Origin of the sequence: Thermus altitudinis (assembly GCF_022760835.1) — a bacterium.
GTDB lineage: Bacteria > Deinococcota > Deinococci > Deinococcales > Thermaceae > Thermus > Thermus altitudinis.
Window position 1 is genome coordinate 47,499 of the sequence record NZ_JAKTNQ010000004.1, and the last position, 16,416, is coordinate 63,914.

The window sequence follows — 16,416 nt, forward strand, 5'->3', positions numbered from 1 at the left end:
TGAAAGAATAGGGCCATGCGTCTTGGGGTCCTTTCCGACATCCACGCCAACCTGCCGGCTCTGGAGGCGGCCCTCGAGGCCCTGAGACAAGAAGGCGTGGACGAGGTCCTGGTCCTGGGGGACCTGGTGGGCTACGGCCCCCACCCCAAACAGGTGATCGGCCGCCTCATCAAGGAAGGGCTTCCCGCCATCGCCGGGGCCTGGGACCTGAGGGTAGCGTACCCCTTGCCGGGCACCCTACCCGAAGGGGTGGGCAAGGCCACCTGGGAATGGACCCGGTCCCAACTTTCGGAAAGGGAACTCCACTACCTCCGCTCCCTAAGGCTTTCCCACCGGAAAGTTTACGGGGAAAACCGGCTGGTGGCCTTCCACGGCACCCCTGGTGACCCCGAGAGACACCTGGACCTTCTGGGCCCCGCCAACGAGCTCCTGCCCCATCTGGAGCGCTACGGGGCCGCCACCCTCCTCCTAGGAGGCCGGCACCTGCCCCTATCCCGCCGGGTGGGCAGGGGCCTGGTGGCGGATCCCGGGAGCGTGGGCCTCTCCTTGAGTGGGGAACCCGGGGCCGACGCTATGGTCCTGGACACAGAGACCCTCGAGGTCCGCTTTCTCAAGGTACCCTATGACCTAGGCCCCCTGATCTTTGACCTCCGGGCCTGGGGGCTTCCTCCCATCCTGGAAAAGGTCTACCGCACGGGGCGCTTCCCCAAGGAGGAATAGGGCCTCAGCCCTAACCTCCTCATCCGGGTCCTGGAGGAAACCCTCAATGGGCTTCCCCGCCCGGTGGAGGGCGTGAAGGGCCGTGCGGCGCACCAGGGGATGGGGGTCTTTGGCCGCCACCGCCATGAGGCCTTCCCCAAGGCCGAGATTGCTCAACACGATAAGGGCATTCCGGGCCATGCGGGCCCTTCCCGGGCGGGCGAAGGCGGTATCCCCGAACTTGCGCTGAAAGCCTCTTCCCGAAAGGCGGAAGAACTCCTCCAGGTCGGGATGGGCCAGCTCGGGCTCTGGCCGAAAACCCCGCCACACCTTGCCGAACCGGTCCCAGGGGCACACCTCCTGGCAGAGGTCGCACCCCAAAAGCCACTCCCCCACCCCCGGCCAAACCGCCGGCGGGATGAAGCCCTTATGCTCCACGGTGAGGTAGCTCACGCACACCCGGGCGTCCAAGGTGCCATCCCCCAGAAGGGCCCCCGTAGGACAGGAGACCAGGCAACGGGTACAGCGCCCACAACGGTTAGGGTGCGGAGGGGCGACCTCCACCGCCAACGAGGTAAGGAGGACGCCCACAAGGGTATGCACCCCAAAGGCCGGCGAGAGGAACATGCCGCTTTTCCCAATCCAGCCCACCCCGGTAAGGGCCGCCAGGGTGCGCTCGGGGATGGGCCCGTGGTCCACGTAACCCCTGGCCTGTACCCCAAGGCTTTGGGCCAGGTCCTCCAGGGCCCTTAGCTCCTCCCCCAGAAGCCGGTGGTAGTCCCGCACCCAGGCGTAGCGGGCCACCCGGCCCACCCTGAGGCCCCCAGGGGGCACCCCGGGGTCGGGGTAGGCGTAGGGGGCAAAGAGGAGAAGGGCGCTTTGCGCCCAGGGAAAGCGGTGTTTGGGGTGAAAGCGAGCCTCCACCCCCTTGGCCAAATAGGCCATACCCCCATGCCGCCCCTCGGCTAAAAAGCGGCGGAAGCGGCCTTCGGCCTCTTCCGGTAGGGCCAAGGGGGCCCAGGCGTAAAGAAGCCCCCGCTCCCCAAGGGCCCCTTCCAAAAGCCAGCGGGCCTCCACACCTCCACTTTAGACGGGTATAATCCCCCGCATGGAAGAGGTGAAGATCGCCCTCCTGGGCGGGGGGACCGTGGGTAGTGCCTTCTACGCCTTGGTCCAGGAACGCCTGGCGGACTTCCAGGCCCTGGGCTACGCTCCCAAGTTCCTGGGAGTCCTGGTGCGGGATAGGGCCAAGCCCCGGCCCATTCCCGAGGAGCTCCTCCGCGCCGAACCCCCGGACCTCCTACAGGCGGACGTGGTGGTGGAGGCCATGGGCGGGGTAAAGACGCCTTTGGCCCTGGTCCTGCCCGCCCTGGAGGCCGGTATCCCCCTCATCACCGCCAACAAGGCCCTTTTGGCGGAGGCCTGGGAGGCCTTACGCCCCTATGCCGAGGAAGGGCTCATCTACCACGAGGCCAGCGTGATGGCCGGCACCCCGGCCCTTTCCTTTTTGGAAACCCTCAGGGGAAGCCGGCTTTTGGAGCTCCACGGGATCCTAAACGGCACCACCCTCTACATCCTGCAGGAGATGGAAAAGGGGCGGACCTACGGGGAGGCCCTCCTCGAGGCCCAGCGCCTGGGCTACGCCGAGGCGGATCCCACCCTGGACGTGGAGGGCATAGACGCCGCCCACAAGCTCACCCTTCTGGCCAGGCTCCTGGTGGACCCTGGCTTCCCTTTTTCGGAGGTGCAAACCCAAGGCATCACCCGCCTTACCCCGGAAGCCCTCCAGAGGGCCCAAGGCCAAGGGGAAAGGGTGCGCCTGGTGGCAAGCCTCTATGGGGAAGGGGGGCGCTGGCGGGCGGCGGTGGCCCCCCGGCGCCTGCCCCAGGACCACCCCTTGGCCCGGGCCCAGGGCAACATCCTCTGGGTGCGCGCCCATCCCCTGGGGGAGGTCTACGTCACCGGCCCCGGGGCCGGCGGAGGGGCCACGGCCAGCGGCCTCCTTGGTGATCTTTTCCGCTTCCTGTCCGGGCACCTGGGCCACCTGCCCGCCCCTGCCCCCACCCCTCCCTTGGCGGAGGGAAGCCCTTTGCCCAAGGTAGAATGAGGCCGTGCCCTTCCTGGACCTCCTCCGCGCCGTGAGCGATGAGGAACTCCACCAGCTTTCGGCCAAGAATCCCGGCTGGCAGCTGGAGCGGTGGAAAGACGGGAGGCTTATGGTGTCGCCGAGAGGGGGAGAAAGCGGCTACCTGGAAGCCCTCCTCCTAGGCCAGCTTTACCGCTGGAACCAGCAGAGGGGTCTAGGCCTTGTATTCAGCTCGGCCACCGGGTTCAAGCTTCCCGATGGTTCCCTCCTCTCCCCCGACGCCGCCATCCTATTCCGGGATCGCTGGCTAGGCCTCTCCCCAGAGGAACGGGAGGCCTTCCCCCCCTTAGCCCCAGATGTGGACTTTGAAATCCGCTCCCGAAGCCAGACCCTGGAGGAACTCCGGCAAAAGGCCCGGGCCTATTTGGCCAACGGCACCCGTGTGGTGGTCCTCCTGGACCCTTACACCCACCGGGTGGAGGTCCACCGCCAAGGAGGCGCGGAGGAGTATTCGGACCCGCAAAGGATTCCCCTAGACCCCGAGCTTCCCAGCTTCACCTTGGACGCCCAGGAGCTCTTCCTCTAGCACCCCTGATGCCACCTCGCCGTGGCGGGGATCCCGGCCTAGCCCTTCTCCAGGCCAGCTTCAAGGGTACCCAGGATACACCCCAAAAGGCCTATCCCTTGACGCCTGGACCCCTGAGGGGAAAACATATCCCCATGCGGCTTCCCCTTATAGAGCGGTACCGGGCTTACCTGCCCGTCTCCATAAACACCCCGGTGATCTCCCTCCTGGAGGGTTCCACGCCCCTGATTCCCTTGAAAGGGCCGGAAGAAGCCCGAAGACAGGGCGTCCACCTCTACGCCAAGTTTGAGGGCCTGAACCCCACGGGAAGCTTCAAGGACCGGGGCATGACCCTGGCGGTGTCCAAGGCGGTGGAGGAAGGGGCCAAGGCGGTGGCCGCCGCCAGCACGGGAAACACCGCGGCCAGCGCCGCCGCCTACGCCGCCCGGGCCGGGATCAAGGCCATCGTGGTCCTGCCCGCGGGGTACGTGGCCCTGGGGAAGGTGGCCCAAAGCCTGGTGCACGGAGCCCGGATCATCCAGATTGAGGGCAACTTTGACCAGGCCTTGGCCCTCACCAAGGCCCTCACCGAGACCTACCCTGTGGCCCTGGTGAACTCCTTGAACCCCTACCGCCTCGAGGGCCAGAAGACCCTGGCCTTTGAGGTGGTGGACGACCTGGGGGATGCCCCCCATTACCACGCCCTTCCCGTGGGCAACGCCGGCAACATCACCGCCCACTGGATGGGGTATAGGGAATACCACGCCCTGGGCAAGGCCAGCCGCCTTCCCCGGATGCTGGGCTTCCAGGCGGCGGGGGCTGCTCCCTTGGTCCTGGGCCATCCCATAGAGAAGCCAGAGACCCTGGCCACCGCCATCCGCATCGGCAACCCCGCCAGCTGGCAGGGGGCCATCCGGGCCAAGGAGGAGTCGGGGGGGCTGATTGAAGCGGTGACGGACGAGGAGATCCTCGCCGCCTACCGCTACCTGGCGGAGGCGGAGGGGATCTTCTCTGAACCCGCCTCGGCGGCAGCCATGGCCGGGGTGTGGAAGCTCCTAAAGGAAGGGCGTCTGGAACCGGGCAGCACCGTGGTCCTCACCCTTACCGGCCATGGCCTCAAGGACCCGGCCACGGCGGAGAAGGTGGCGGGGCTTCTTCCGCCGGTGCCAGCCACCCTCGAGGCCGTGGCCCAAGCCGCCGGGCTCTTGTGATAAGCTTGGGCCATGCCCGAGGCCAAAGACGCCCGTAGGAAGCCCAAAGAACCTTTCCCCGGAGCCTACTACCTGGCAGGGGCCATCACCATCGCCCTCATGCTCCTCTTCCTGGCCCTGGGGGCCACCTTGCCCCCGGGAATAGCCGGGTTTATCGTGGCCTTCGTCCTGGGCCTTACCGTGAACCCCAAGTACGTTCCCTTCTTCCTGGTAGCGGGCATGTTCTCGGCCGCCATGGGTTTCTTAGGCCAGGAGCCCCAGGTGGCCTGGGGTGGGGTGGCCCTGGTGCTTTCCCAACTCCTGGTAAAGCGCTTCGTGCATAGGTGATGAATCCCAGCCGCCTTTCCCAAAGCCTGGCCCTTCTAGGGGTAGCCGCCTATGCCTATTTCCTTTTCCTCCGCCCCCACCAGGAAGGAATGGCCTTGGCGGTGGGCCTCTTCGTGGGCACCATGGGGGTGGCCTACGGGGAAAAACCCTTCCCTGTTCCCTTCTTCCTGGGCCTATACGGGGTTCTTTTTCTCCTTCAGCTCCTCTTCGGCCACCCCCTTCCCTTCCTCCTGGGTGGGGCGCTGGGGATGGGGCTTCCCTACCTGGCCTACCGCCTGCGGAAACCCGCCAGATAGAGGAGGGCCCCCAGGACCATCCCCTCCCCCAAGGCGGGAAGGTAAAAGGTCAGCTCCCGCACGTCCAGGCGAAGGTAGAGGAGAAGGGGCCAAGGGGTGAGGGCCCAGGCCAAGCCCGGCTGCCCATAACCCGCCGCCAGAAAAACCCCTGCCCCAAGCCCTCTCAGATACGCCAGCCACCCCGAGCCCAGCTCGTTTTGGTACACAAACCAGACCAGATTGAGCCAGATCCCCAAGGCCCAAAGGGGCAGACGACCCTGCCAGCGGAAGGCCAGAAAGAGGAGGAGCACAAACCCCAGGACCTCAAGCACGGGCCACCTCCCGGGAACCATGGGCCTCCAGATAGGCCACCAGGACCTCTAGGGCCTTCTCCACCGCCTCGTCCAGGTCCTCGCCCGGGATCACGGGAACCCCCTCCTCCTGGGCCCAACGGAGGAGGTGATCCTGGATAAGCCGGATCTCGGGGAAATGGGTGAGGTACCTCTCCCGAGGCCGGGCGTGGGCCGTTTCCCGGTCCCTAAGGAGAAAGCGATCCTGGTGGAGCTTTTCGTCCTGAAGCACCACCAGCATGGGAACCGTGAGCACCCTGTCCCGGTAGGGATGGTCCAGGTAGCGGGGGACCACGTGCACCCCTTCCAGCACGATGGAGGTCCCCTCGAGGGCGCTCCGTTCCTGGATGGCCCTAAGGCCCACCGCCACCCGGGCCACCTGGTCCAGAAAGCCCCGCATCACCCGCTCCTCGTGGCTTTCCTCCCCGCTCAGGTCGGGCAAAAGGGCCTTCCAGGCCTCAAAGGTGGAAAGGTGCAGGGTGGGAAGGAGGTCCTGGGAAAGGGAGGCCCGAAACACCTCCCGCACGGCATCCGAGGGAACGATGTGGGTGATGCCCAGGCGGTAGGCCAAGGCCGAGGCCAAGACGCTCTTCCCCACCCCGGTGACCCCACCGATGAGGATGTGCACCGGGCGGGCGCTCCGCCTCAGGCTCCTAAGGAGCAGGTACCGCCTGGCCACCTCCTCCCCCGCCTCCTTGAGAAGGGCCTGGTACACCCTTTCCCGAAGCTCATTCCGCCGGATCACCCTGCGCCCCTCCAGGCGCAGGGCCTTTTCCATCTCCCGGGCCAGCCGGTACGCCCGTTCCGGGGAAAACCCGATGCCCATCAGGGATTGCGCCAGAATGCCCTTGGAAAAGGGCATCCGGGGCTCACCGCTTTCCTCCTCCACGAAAAGCTCTCCGGCAAAGGCCTGGCGCTGGAGGTAGCGCCTGCGGGCCCCTTTGCCCAGGGCCCGGCCCACCACTTGGGCCACCACCTCCTCCAGGCGGCGGGCGGAGATCTGCTTGACCCCTTCCTGCCTAAGGTGCCTTTCCACCTCCTTGGCCAGCTCGTGGGCCTCCTTCAAGGAAAAGCCCGCCTCCTCGAGGCTCCTGGCCAAAAGCCCCTTGGAGAAGGGACGGCGCCTCTTCCCCTGCAGAACCAGGATTTCCTCAAAGGGAAGGGTCTGCCTGGAAAGCCTCCCCGCCACCTCCGCCCCCAGGGCCCGGGCCACCTCCTCCAGGAAGACCTTGCGCAGGAGCCTCGGGGCCACGGCCGAATGCCCTTCCGCCTTCAAACGCTCCTCCACGGTATGGGCCACGGCCTGGGCGGCCTCCAGGGGCACCCCCATGGGCAGAAGGGCCTCCACCAAAAGGCCTTTGGAAAGGGGCCATCTTCCACGTCGCAGGCGAACAAAGACCTCAGCCACTCTCTGGCATCATAGCATTTTCCCTATGAGGACGGGCTTCCTTGACAGGGTTTTTCCCCGCGTGCTACCATACCTTACGGCTTGGCGCCGTAGCCAAGTGGTAAGGCAGAGGTCTGCAAAACCTCCATTCGCCGGTTCGAATCCGGCCGGCGCCTCCAAGGTACGGGCGCGTAGCTCAGGTGGCCAGAGCACTACCTTGACACGGTAGGGGTCGGTGGTTCAAGTCCACTCGCGCCCACCAAGAACCCCCGGGAGTTTCCTCCCGGGGGATTGCCTTACCCCCCGGGCACCACCGGCGCCCGGGGTGGGAACTCGGCCTCCTCGGGAAGAAGGCGCCGTTTCTTAGCCCGGCGGTACACCGCATCCCACATGCGGCAGAAGGAGCACACCGCCCCCGTGGTAGGATAGCCGCAGCGCTCGCAGGCACTTAGGGCTACTTCTTCGCCAGCCTGGAGTCTGGGCTGGATCCTATCCAGAAAGCCCTCGAGGAACCGCAGCTTGGCCCCGGGCATCTCCCGCTCTACCAGGTTCAAGGCCTCCTTGTAAAGGAGGCTCTTGGCCCCCTGGGCGTTGGGGCACTCCTCGTGCAGGTAAGGGATCCCCCTCAGAAGGGTGTAGGAGAGCACCTCCCGCTCGCTAAAGCGGTAAAAGGGCTTGACCCGGGCCGCCAGGCCCGGCTTCTCGGGCAGCACCGGCCCCTGGCGGACCAGGGCGTCCTCCTGGGGGTTCAGGAGGTTGCCGAAGAGGACCGCCGCCTCGTCGTCCAGGTTATGGCCGGTGGCCACCACCCTGAAGCCCCCCTCCACCGCCACCTGGTTGATGATGTAGCGCTTGGAAAGCCCACAGGCGGAACAGGCCACCCGCCCCGAAAGCTGGGCCAGCTCCGGAACCCCAAAGCCATAGGCCTGGCGCAGGTCCACCACCCAAAGCTCCAGGCCCCGGTCCTGGGCAAAGCGTTGCGTGACCTGAAGGCTCCTCTCCGAGTAGCCCCCAATCCCCAGCTGCAGATGAAGCCCCACCGCCTGGTAACCCAGCCGCCAAAGCACATCCCAAAGGGCCAGGGAATCCTTGCCCCCGGAAACCGCCACCAAAACCCGCTCGCCCGGCCGGAGCATCCGGTGGCGGCGGATGGCCCGCTCGGTTTCCTTGACGAACCACTCCAGGTAGTGCTCCTTGCACAAGGCAAAGCCCCGGTTCCTCAGCTCCACCTGAGCTTTTTGGCCGCAGATCTTACACACCATGGCCGCCCCACCCCTGGCCCCCGGAGATGGCGGAGAGGACCTCGAGGGTCTCCCCTTCCCCCACCCTCTCGTCCAGGGTGAGGAGCTCCTCCCCCCGGATCACCACCACCGTTTCCGGATTCAAGCCCAGCTCCAGGAGGACCTCCTTCAGGGGCCTATCCCCCTTCACCTCCACCTCCTTTCGCTCGGGCAGGCGCAACACCACCTTCATCCCGCTAGTGTACCAGGTGGGGACGCACAAGCTCCATGAGCCTCTCCAGGGTGAGGCGGTTTCGGCGGGCGATCTCCTCCTTGCGGGGGATTTCCGGGTATGGGGCGCGGGGGGCCTGGGGGTCGTGAAGGGTAGGGGTCAAGGGCTTCTCCAGCCGGGCTTGCCACTCCTTAAGCCACCCCTCAGGCAGGCGTTCAGGGAGGGGTAAACCGTGGAAGACCAAGTATAGGAGAGCCCAGACCCTAACCGTGGCATCCAGGCTGTACCCACCCCCCAAGGTGAAAAGCACCCTTCCCCCCGTGTAGGCCTGGGCGTACTCCAGGATTAGGCGAAGGATTGCCTCGTAGGCCCGGGTGGTGAGGAGGAGGTCCGCCAAAGGGTCCTGGTAGTGGGCGTCCGCCCCCGACTGCACCAGCAACACATCGGGGCGGAAAGCCTCTAGGGCCCAGGGCACCAGGGCCTCAAAAACCTCCAGGTAGCTTTCGTCCTCGGTGAAGGGCTCCAGGGGAAGGTTCAGCTTCCTCCCTACCCCCTCCCCCCGGCCGATCTCGTGCACGTGCCCGGTCCCGGGGAAGAGGTAGCGGCCGGTTTCGTGGAGGCTTAGGGTTAGAACCCCCTTTTCCTCGTAGTGGATCCACTGCACCCCATCCCCGTGGTGCACATCTATGTCCAGATAGGCCACCCGCAAGCCCGCTTGGGTCAGGTAGCGGATGGCCACGGAGAGATCGTTATACACGCAAAACCCACTGGCGCGGTCGTACTGGGCGTGGTGGAGGCCTCCGCCCAGTTGCAGGACCCGCTTCTCCCCGGCCAAGATGCGCCGGGCCCCCTCCAAGGTGCCCCCCACCAGGATCCTGGCCGCCCGGTCCATGCCGGGAAAGACCGGGGTATCCCCGGTGCCCAGGCCGTAGTACTCCAAATCCGGCACCCTCTCCCCCCGGCTTGCCGCCTCCACCCGTTTCACCAGGCGCTGGGAGTGCACGGTAAGCACCTCCTCCCGGGTAGCCTCGGGAGGTTCCAAGGGTTGCCGCCACACCCCCAAGGCCTGCAGAAGGGAGGTGAGCATCTCCAGACGCACCGGGCTAAAGGGGTGGCCCGGGCCGAAGTCGTAGAGGCGGTACTCGTCCCGGTAGATCACCATGGCTTCCTGGGGGGCCAGATCACCTCAAAACCCTCCTGGCGCAGGCCTTCCGCCAGGAGATGGGTCTCCAGGGTATTCACCCGCACCACCGCCCGCACGAACCCCCCATCCTCGGGGTAGGAAAGCAGGGAATGGATATTGACCCCCCGGCCCGCCAGAAACCCCGTGAGCCGGGCCAGCTCCCCCACCCGGTCGGGGAGGCGGACCTCGAGGCGGCCTGAGGGCTCCGTGACCCCGGTGAGCCTGAGGAGGGCATCCAAAAGGTCAATGCCCGTGACCATGCCCACCAACCGGCCATCCTCCAGCACCGGAAGGCAGCCGATCTTCCCCTCCCGCATCACCCGGGCCGCCTCCTCCACGGGATCCAGAGGGTGGGCGGTAACCACCTTCCGGGTCATGGCCGCCGCCACCGGGGTGGAGCCGGGAAGGGGGCCGCCGGGGTTCAGGTGGCTCATGGCCAGCCGTAGGTCGCGGTCGGTGAGGATGCCCACCAGTTTTCCCTCGGCCACCACCGGAAGGTGGCGGATACCCTTTTCCAAGAGAAAGCGGTAGGCCTCCTCCAGGGTCATCCCCGGCTCCACCGTGAGCACGGGCGAGCGCATCACGTCCTTGACCAGCATGGGAAGAGTATACCCCGGCGGGATCCGCCGGGGCCTTGGCCCCAAAACCTACAGGATATCGTCCCGGATGCAGGCCTTGTAGTGGCCCGGACTCACCTCTTTGAGCTCGGGCACCACCTGGGCGCACTCGGGAAGGGCGTAGCGGCACCGGGTGCGGAAGACACAGCCCGAGGGCGGGTTGATGGGCGAGGGAATATCGCCTTGCAAAACGATTCTTTCCCGCTTCACCGTGGGGTCGGGGATGGGCACCGCCGAGAGCAAGGCCTCGGTGTAGGGGTGCTTGGGGTTCCGGTAAAGTTCCCGGGAGGAGGCGATCTCCATCACCTTACCCAGGTACATCACCGCCACCCGGTCGGAGATGTACTCCACCACCGCCAGGTCGTGGGCGATGAAAAGCAGGGTGAGGCCCAGCTCCTCCTTGAGGTCCTGGAGGAGGTTCACCACCTGGGCCTGGATGGACACGTCCAGGGCGGAAACCGGCTCATCGGCCACGATGAACTCCGGGGCCACCGCCAGGGCCCGGGCGATGCCGATCCTTTGCCGTTGCCCACCGGAAAACTCATGGGGGTAGCGGCGCATGTGGTCCGGGGAAAGCCCCACCAGCTTTAAGAGCTCCGCCACCCTCTCCGTGCGCTCCTGGGGCGTCTTGCCCAGGCCGTGGATGATGAGGGGCTCGGCGATGATATCCCCCACGGTCATGCGGGGGTTTAGGGAGCTAAAGGGGTCCTGGAAGATGATCTGCATCCGCCGGCGGTAGGGGCGGAGCTTGTCCTTGGGCAGGTCGGTGATGTCCCGTCCCTCAAAGAGGATCCGCCCCCCCGTGGGCTCAATGAGGCGGAGCAGGGTGCGGCCCACCGTGGTCTTGCCGCTACCCGACTCCCCCACCAGGCCCAGGACCTCTCCCTTCTTGATGGCGAAGGAAACCCCGTCCACCGCCTTCACGCTTCCCACCACCCGGGAGAGGATCCCACCGCGGATGGGGAAGTGCTTCTTGAGGTCCTGGATCTCCAGGAGGACATGGTTCTCCCTCATGCCCGCACCTCCCGGATCTCCCGCCAGCGCACGCACCGCACCTGGCGGCCGTCACCCGTGCCCTCCAAGGGAGGAACCTCCCGGTCGCAAAGGCCCTCCACGTAGTGCTTGCACCGGGGGTGGAAGGCGCATCCCGAGGGGAGGTACAAGGGGTTGGGTACGTTGCCGGGGATGGCCTCGAGGCGCTCCTTATGCTCCGCCGCCAGGTCCAAGCGGGGCACGGAGTGCAAAAGCCCCCGGGTGTAGGGGTGCAAGGGGTCTTTGAAAAGGGGCACCACATCCGCCTCCTCCACCGCCCGCCCTGCGTACATCACCACCACCCGGTCCGCCATCTCCGCCACCACTCCCAGGTTGTGGGTGATGAAGAGGATGCTCATCCCGATCTCCTCCTGGAGCTTTTTCATCAGCTCGAGGATCTGGGCCTGGATGGTCACGTCCAAAGCAGTGGTGGGCTCATCCGCAATGAGAAGGGAGGGATTACAGGAAAGGGCCATGGCGATCATCACCCGCTGCCGCATCCCGCCCGACATCTGGTGGGGGTAGTTGGCAAGGCGCTTCTTGGGCTCAGGAATCCCCACCAGGTCCAGCATGTGGGCGGCAAGCTCCATGGCCTCCTTGCGGCTTTTCCCCTGGTGGAGCATGATGGCCTCGGCAATCTGGTCCCCCACCGTGTACACGGGGTTTAAGGAGGTCATGGGCTCCTGGAAGATCATGGCGATGTCGTTGCCCCTAATCCTGCGCATCTCCGCCTCAGAAAGCCTGGCCAGGTCCCGCACCTCCCCGTCCTTGCCGCGGAAGAGGATCTCCCCACCCACGATCCTTCCCGGGGGCGTGGGGATGAGCCGCATAATGGAAAGAGCGGTCACGCTCTTCCCCGAACCCGATTCCCCCACCACCGCCAGGGTTTCCCCTTTGTCCACATGGAAGGAAACCCCGTCCACCGCCTTCACCACCCCATCATCGGTGAAGAAGTGGACTTTAAGGTCTCTCACCTCCAGTAGCCGTTTTTCGTCCATGCGCACTCCTTCGGGCACCGCCCTCAAGACACCTCACCCGTTATACGCCATACCCGGTTAAAAGAGAAGGGGCTACCGCCTCCGCCTAGGGTCAAAGGCATCCCGCAAACCATCCCCCACGAAGTTCCAGGCCATGATGGAAACAAAGATGAAAAACCCCGGCCAAAGCACCCAGGGGCGGTCCACAAAACTGGCAAAACCCCCCTGTTGGGCCGCTTGCAGAAGAAGCCCCCAGCTGGTGTAGGGCTCCGTGACCCCTAGCCCCAAGAAGGAAAGCCCGCTTTCCCCCAGGATAAAACCCGGGATGGTCAAGGAGAGGCTCACGATGATGTAACTGGCGGTGGCCGGCAATACGTGGCGGGCAATGATCCGAGCATCGGAAGCCCCCAAGGCCCTTGCCGCCTGCACGTAGTCCATCTCCCGCACCGAAAGCACAATCCCCCGCACCACCCGGGCCAGCCCGCCCCAGCCGATGAACCCCAGTAGGCCCACCACCAGGTAGAAGGTGAAAAGCGGGTCAATGTTGGTGGGGAAAACCGCCCGCAAGGAGATGAGAAGGAAAAGGGTGGGAATAGCGGCGATGATCTCCACCAGGCGCATGATCAGGTTATCCGGGTCCAAGAGGAGAGGCCGGAAGGGCAACGTCTTGAGGAGAAAAAAGGCGAACCACAAAGCCACCCCGGCCGCCAGCAACTGAAGCACTCCCAGGCCGGTGAGGGAGTAGTAGGTCCAAGCCAGGTACAAGGCTCCAAGGGCCAACCCACCCCAGATGGCCCAAGAGAGAGGCCCAAGAAGCCAACCACGTCCCCGCCACGCCCGAAGAGGCAGGGAAAGGGCGAAGGGGCGACCGGAAAAATACCCGGCAATCCCTCCCAGCACCAGGCCCAAAACGAAGGAGACCAGGGCGGAAAGGATGCCAATGGTAAGGGAAACCTGCCCCCCATAGACCAGGCGGCTATAGAGGTCACGGCCAAAGTTATCCGTGCCCATCAAGAAGATGCGGCCTGGGGGATCCACCCCGAAAAGGCGCAAATCGGAACGAAACACCCTGAGGATGGTGTAGGGTTGGTCGGGGGTGCGCACGAAAAACCGCAGGTAGAACTTGCCCTGGGAAGGATCCTCCTCGTAGCGCGGCTGCAAGGAAACGGGGTCAATGCTCCGCTTCGTAGCGTAAACAAAGGGCCGGCTTAGCTTTCCCGTCTCTGGATCCACAAAATGGATGCGGGTGGGCGGGTGGTGCCCCTTAGGGGGGTAAAGCTCGTAATAGTTGGGATCGTAAGGGGTAAAGAAGCCGGCAAAAAGGGCAAAGGTGTAGAGCACCAGAAGGATCCTGAGACCCCACACCGCCAGCGGGTGCTTGCGGAACTGGCGCAAGGCCACCTGGGTGAGGCTTTGCGATTGGGGGGTTTTGGCAGCAGATGCCCGCATAGAGCCCTCTACTCGTAACGAATCCTGGGGTCCACCCAGGTCAAAAGGAGGTCGGAAAGCAGATTGCCCACCATCAGGAGGACTAGACCTATGGTGAGGAAGCCGGCCACCATGTAAAGGTCTTGTTGCTGCAATGAGTCCAGAAGGAGCGGGGTGATCCCAGGCCAGGCCATGACCACCTCCACCAGCCCCGCCCCCGAAATCAGCCCAGGCAAAATGCCCCCTATGTTGGCCACAAAGGGAATGACGGCGTTCCTAAGGGCATGCTTGTAGACCACGACCCGCTCCGCCAAGCCCTTGGCCCGGGCGGTGCGGATGTAATCCTGGGAGAGCACCTCCAGCATCTGCCCCCGCATGACCCGGGAAAAACCCGCGATGTCACTGGTGGTTACCACGATGATGGGAATCACCGCATGCCAGGCGATATCCAGGATCTTTTTCCAAGGGTCAAACTGCTCAAAGCCGCTACTGGTCATGCCCGACACCGGGAAAACCATCACCCCCGTGCGGAAGTAGACCTGCAGGATCAGGTACATGAAGATCAGGGCCAGGAAAAAGTTGGGGATGGCCAAGCCAATGTAGGCCAGAAAGGAGATCACCCGGTCCCCCAGGGAGTATTGGCGCAAGGCCCCGTAGATCCCTACGGGAATGGCCACCAGGAATAGGAAAAGGGTGGATGGCACCACGATAACCATGGAGTTGACCACCCGAGGCCAGACGATGTCCAGCACCGGGGCCTGGTAGGCGAAGGAATAGCCCAGGTTGAGGTGCAAAAGGTTATGCATCCACAGGAGATACTGCTCATGGATGGGCCGGTCCAGGCCAAACTGGGACCTGAGGCGGGCAATGGTCTCGGGGGTCACCTTGGGGTCCAGCTCCAACTGGGTCAGGTAATCCCCAGGGGCCAACTGGATGATGAGAAAGGCCAAAAAGGTGGCCCCAAAAAAGGTGGGCACCAGGTAGAGGATTCGGCGAAGGATGTATGCGGTCATGGCTTCCCAAAGTATCCCCGGGGTCAGCGGACCCCGGGGATACCGTACAACTAGCTCATTTCTTGATGAAGGTCAGCTCCAGCTGCCGCTGGCCCCAGATGCTGCTGATGATGGCATCGGGGTGCTCCCCACCCAGGCGGTTGTTCCAGGCGGGATGGTAGTTGGGGCCGGCGATGTAGATGACGGGAAGAAGCTGGGCCTCAATCTCCTGCATGCGGTAACCGATCTCCACCCGCTTCTTGAAGTCCAGTTCGCTACGGCCACGGGAGTAGAGGGCATCCAGCTGCGTCTCCCTGGGGTCCAGGCACTGGCCCGACTTGTTCCACATGTGCAGGTTGCCCTTGCAGGGCACCACGTTGGCGCCAAAGGGCCAGTCCAGCCCCCCACCGGTAAGGCCGATGATGATGGCGTCAAAGGGCCGGTCGGGACCGGAGGAGAGCAACTGCCCCACCAGGGTGTTGAAGTCAATGGCGGTGAAGTTCACCTTCACCCCCACCTTCTTGGCCTCGTCCACGATGAGCTTGGCAATCTGCTCCCGCTGGGCGTTGCCGGCGTTGGTGGAAAGGTTGAACTCGAGCCTCCTCCCCTTGGAGTCCACCAGGAAGCCTTCCTTGTCCTTCTTGGTGAAGCCCAACTCCGCCAGGAGCTTGGCCGCCTCCTGCAGGTTGTACTCGTATTTGGGCACCTTGGGGTTCACCCACTGGGTGAGCACTGGGTAAACGCTGCTGTACATGGGGGTGCCCAGGCCGCCGTAGACGATATCAATCACCGCCTGGCGGTTGACGATGTGGCTCATGGCCCGGCGGAACTTGTCCGAGCGGAAGAGGCTTTGCTTGAAGGGATCCGAGGCCTTATTCCAGTTGAAGACCATAAACTGGCTGCTGGCCACCGGGGAAGCGTTCACCTTGATGGTGGCGTCCAAACGGCCCTGCTGGATGGCCTGGCGGATCTGGGAGATGTGGTCCACCGTGGCAGGGGCCATCACATCGATGTTGCCCGCCAAGAACTCCGCCAGTTGGGCATTGGTGTCCTTAACGATGCGAATCTCCCGGCGGTCCAGGTAAGGCAGGGGATTCCCCGCCTCGTCCTTGTTCCACTCGCCGAAGGCGGGGTTGCGCTTCAGAACCAGGCGCTCCCCGGGCCGGTAGCTTTCAATGAGCCAGGGCCCACCGGAAACGATGTTCTCCGGCTTTTCGTTAAGGGTCCACATCTTCTTGATGCCCTCGGCCCCCTCCTTTTGGTAGACGGGCCCAAAGATGTGGGCGGGCCAAGGAACAAAGCCGGCCACGCTAAAGGCCTCGGCATCCGTCTTGGGGTAGATGAAGCGGATGGTGTAGTCGTCTATCTTGCGCAGGGTGATGGGCTTTCCGTCCAGGAAGAAGGAGTCATAGCTGTTGGACCCCACGGCCTTATCGGTGTGGATGCGCCAGGTCATGATCCAGTCGTCGGCGGTGATGGGCTTGCCGTCGGACCACTTCATCCCCCGGCGAATCTTGAAGGTTATCTCCAACTTGTTCGGGCTGATGCTCCAGGACTCGGCCATGTAGGGGATCCAGTCCCCCGTGGTGGGGTCGCGCCGCACCAGGCCAATGGGCCCGGCGAGAAGGCTAGGAACATTGCCCGCCTCCGCCGTGATGAAGGGGTTGAAGGTGCGGTAGTCCGAGATCACCGCTTCCCGAATGGTGCCCCCCCGTTTCACCTCAGAGGGCTTGGCCACCGTCCACTTCTGGGGCCAAACAAAAGTCTGGGCGCTGGCCATGCCGACCAGAGCCGCGACGCTCACCAAAACCGCCACAATTTTTCTCATAGCGTTT

18 protein-coding genes and 2 tRNA genes are annotated in these 16,416 nt (G+C 64.6%); 8 read left to right on the plus strand and 12 right to left on the minus strand.

The genetic code is table 11. The features are described 5' to 3' along the window. The first annotated feature begins 15 nt into the window (after nucleotides 1–15). Nucleotides 16–720 carry a metallophosphoesterase family protein gene (locus L0D16_RS02615; protein WP_243029827.1) on the plus strand — a complete coding sequence of 235 codons (705 nt, stop codon included), beginning with the start codon at nucleotides 16–18 and terminating at the stop codon, nucleotides 718–720. On the opposite strand, the gene queG is transcribed toward L0D16_RS02615, so the two are convergent. After that, complete coding sequence (queG, locus tag L0D16_RS02620) at nucleotides 628–1,776, minus strand: tRNA epoxyqueuosine(34) reductase QueG (RefSeq protein ID WP_243029829.1); 1,149 nt, start codon at nucleotides 1,774–1,776, stop codon at nucleotides 628–630. The genes L0D16_RS02615 and queG overlap by 93 nt on opposite strands. 31 nt (nucleotides 1,777–1,807) lie before the next feature. Between queG and L0D16_RS02625 the strand changes: the two genes are divergently transcribed. The 5 genes from L0D16_RS02625 (at nucleotide 1,808) to L0D16_RS02645 (ending at nucleotide 5,184) form a co-directional block, all read left to right on the plus strand. Further along, entirely contained in the window at nucleotides 1,808–2,806 is a 999-nt protein-coding gene (locus tag L0D16_RS02625) for a homoserine dehydrogenase (RefSeq protein WP_243029831.1), read from the plus strand. A 4-nt stretch (nucleotides 2,807–2,810) separates the two neighbouring features. Continuing rightward, nucleotides 2,811–3,371, plus strand: a complete 561-nt coding sequence (locus L0D16_RS02630; protein ID WP_243029832.1) for a Uma2 family endonuclease — start codon at nucleotides 2,811–2,813, stop codon at nucleotides 3,369–3,371. A gap of 134 nt (nucleotides 3,372–3,505) precedes the next feature. After that, complete coding sequence (gene thrC / locus L0D16_RS02635; protein ID WP_243029833.1) at nucleotides 3,506–4,561, plus strand: threonine synthase; 1,056 nt, start codon at nucleotides 3,506–3,508, stop codon at nucleotides 4,559–4,561. Between the two features lie 12 nt (nucleotides 4,562–4,573). Then, nucleotides 4,574–4,888 carry a hypothetical protein gene (locus L0D16_RS02640; protein ID WP_243029834.1) on the plus strand — a complete coding sequence of 105 codons (315 nt, stop codon included), beginning with the start codon at nucleotides 4,574–4,576 and terminating at the stop codon, nucleotides 4,886–4,888. Then, complete coding sequence (locus tag L0D16_RS02645) at nucleotides 4,888–5,184, plus strand: hypothetical protein (RefSeq protein ID WP_243029835.1); 297 nt, start codon at nucleotides 4,888–4,890, stop codon at nucleotides 5,182–5,184. Before L0D16_RS02640 ends, L0D16_RS02645 begins: the two co-directional genes overlap by 1 nt. On the opposite strand, the gene L0D16_RS02650 is transcribed toward L0D16_RS02645, so the two are convergent. Together L0D16_RS02650 and L0D16_RS02655 are read right to left on the minus strand one after the other, a co-directional pair. Further along, nucleotides 5,157–5,495, minus strand: a complete 339-nt coding sequence (locus L0D16_RS02650; protein ID WP_243029836.1) for a hypothetical protein — start codon at nucleotides 5,493–5,495, stop codon at nucleotides 5,157–5,159. The two genes, L0D16_RS02645 and L0D16_RS02650, sit on opposite strands and share 28 nt — an antisense overlap. Further along, nucleotides 5,488–6,921, minus strand: coding sequence for an ATP cone domain-containing protein (locus L0D16_RS02655; RefSeq protein WP_243029838.1), 1,434 nt, complete (start codon nucleotides 6,919–6,921; stop codon nucleotides 5,488–5,490). The genes L0D16_RS02650 and L0D16_RS02655 overlap by 8 nt, the downstream gene beginning before the upstream one ends. Before the next feature lie 83 nt (nucleotides 6,922–7,004). Here L0D16_RS02655 and L0D16_RS02660 point away from each other — a divergent pair. Both L0D16_RS02660 and L0D16_RS02665 read left to right on the plus strand, forming a co-directional pair. Then, a tRNA-Cys gene (locus L0D16_RS02660) sits at nucleotides 7,005–7,079 on the plus strand. A gap of 6 nt (nucleotides 7,080–7,085) precedes the next feature. Beyond that, nucleotides 7,086–7,162, plus strand: a tRNA-Val gene (locus L0D16_RS02665). A 34-nt stretch (nucleotides 7,163–7,196) separates the two neighbouring features. Here the strand turns inward: L0D16_RS02665 and ttuA are convergent. The 9 genes from ttuA to L0D16_RS02710 all read right to left on the minus strand — a co-directional run bounded on the left by ttuA (nucleotide 7,197) and on the right by L0D16_RS02710 (nucleotide 16,409). Next, a complete protein-coding gene (gene ttuA, locus L0D16_RS02670; RefSeq protein WP_243029839.1) occupies nucleotides 7,197–8,162 on the minus strand; it encodes a tRNA-5-methyluridine(54) 2-sulfurtransferase in 966 nt (321 codons plus the stop codon). Then, on the minus strand, nucleotides 8,152–8,373 hold the full coding sequence (locus L0D16_RS02675) for a MoaD/ThiS family protein (RefSeq protein ID WP_243029840.1): 222 nt from the start codon (nucleotides 8,371–8,373) through the stop codon (nucleotides 8,152–8,154). Before L0D16_RS02675 ends, ttuA begins: the two co-directional genes overlap by 11 nt. A 4-nt stretch (nucleotides 8,374–8,377) precedes the next feature. Further along, nucleotides 8,378–9,514: an acetoin utilization protein AcuC gene (locus tag L0D16_RS02680; RefSeq protein WP_243029841.1), complete on the minus strand. Its 1,137-nt coding sequence runs from the start codon at nucleotides 9,512–9,514 to the stop codon at nucleotides 8,378–8,380. Further along, complete coding sequence (locus L0D16_RS02685) at nucleotides 9,508–10,134, minus strand: CBS and ACT domain-containing protein (RefSeq protein ID WP_243029843.1); 627 nt, start codon at nucleotides 10,132–10,134, stop codon at nucleotides 9,508–9,510. The genes L0D16_RS02680 and L0D16_RS02685 overlap by 7 nt, the downstream gene beginning before the upstream one ends. Nucleotides 10,135–10,182: 48 nt before the next feature. Further along, entirely contained in the window at nucleotides 10,183–11,166 is a 984-nt protein-coding gene (locus L0D16_RS02690) for an ABC transporter ATP-binding protein (protein ID WP_243029845.1), read from the minus strand. Continuing rightward, entirely contained in the window at nucleotides 11,163–12,182 is a 1,020-nt protein-coding gene (locus L0D16_RS02695; protein ID WP_243029913.1) for an ABC transporter ATP-binding protein, read from the minus strand. Before L0D16_RS02695 ends, L0D16_RS02690 begins: the two co-directional genes overlap by 4 nt. Nucleotides 12,183–12,254: 72 nt before the next feature. Continuing rightward, a complete protein-coding gene (locus L0D16_RS02700; protein ID WP_243029847.1) occupies nucleotides 12,255–13,610 on the minus strand; it encodes an ABC transporter permease in 1,356 nt (451 codons plus the stop codon). An 8-nt stretch (nucleotides 13,611–13,618) separates the two neighbouring features. After that, on the minus strand, nucleotides 13,619–14,602 hold the full coding sequence (locus L0D16_RS02705) for an ABC transporter permease (protein ID WP_243029849.1): 984 nt from the start codon (nucleotides 14,600–14,602) through the stop codon (nucleotides 13,619–13,621). 55 nt (nucleotides 14,603–14,657) lie between these two features. After that, on the minus strand, nucleotides 14,658–16,409 hold the full coding sequence (locus tag L0D16_RS02710; RefSeq protein ID WP_243029851.1) for an ABC transporter substrate-binding protein: 1,752 nt from the start codon (nucleotides 16,407–16,409) through the stop codon (nucleotides 14,658–14,660). Between the last annotated feature and the right edge of the window lie 7 nt (nucleotides 16,410–16,416).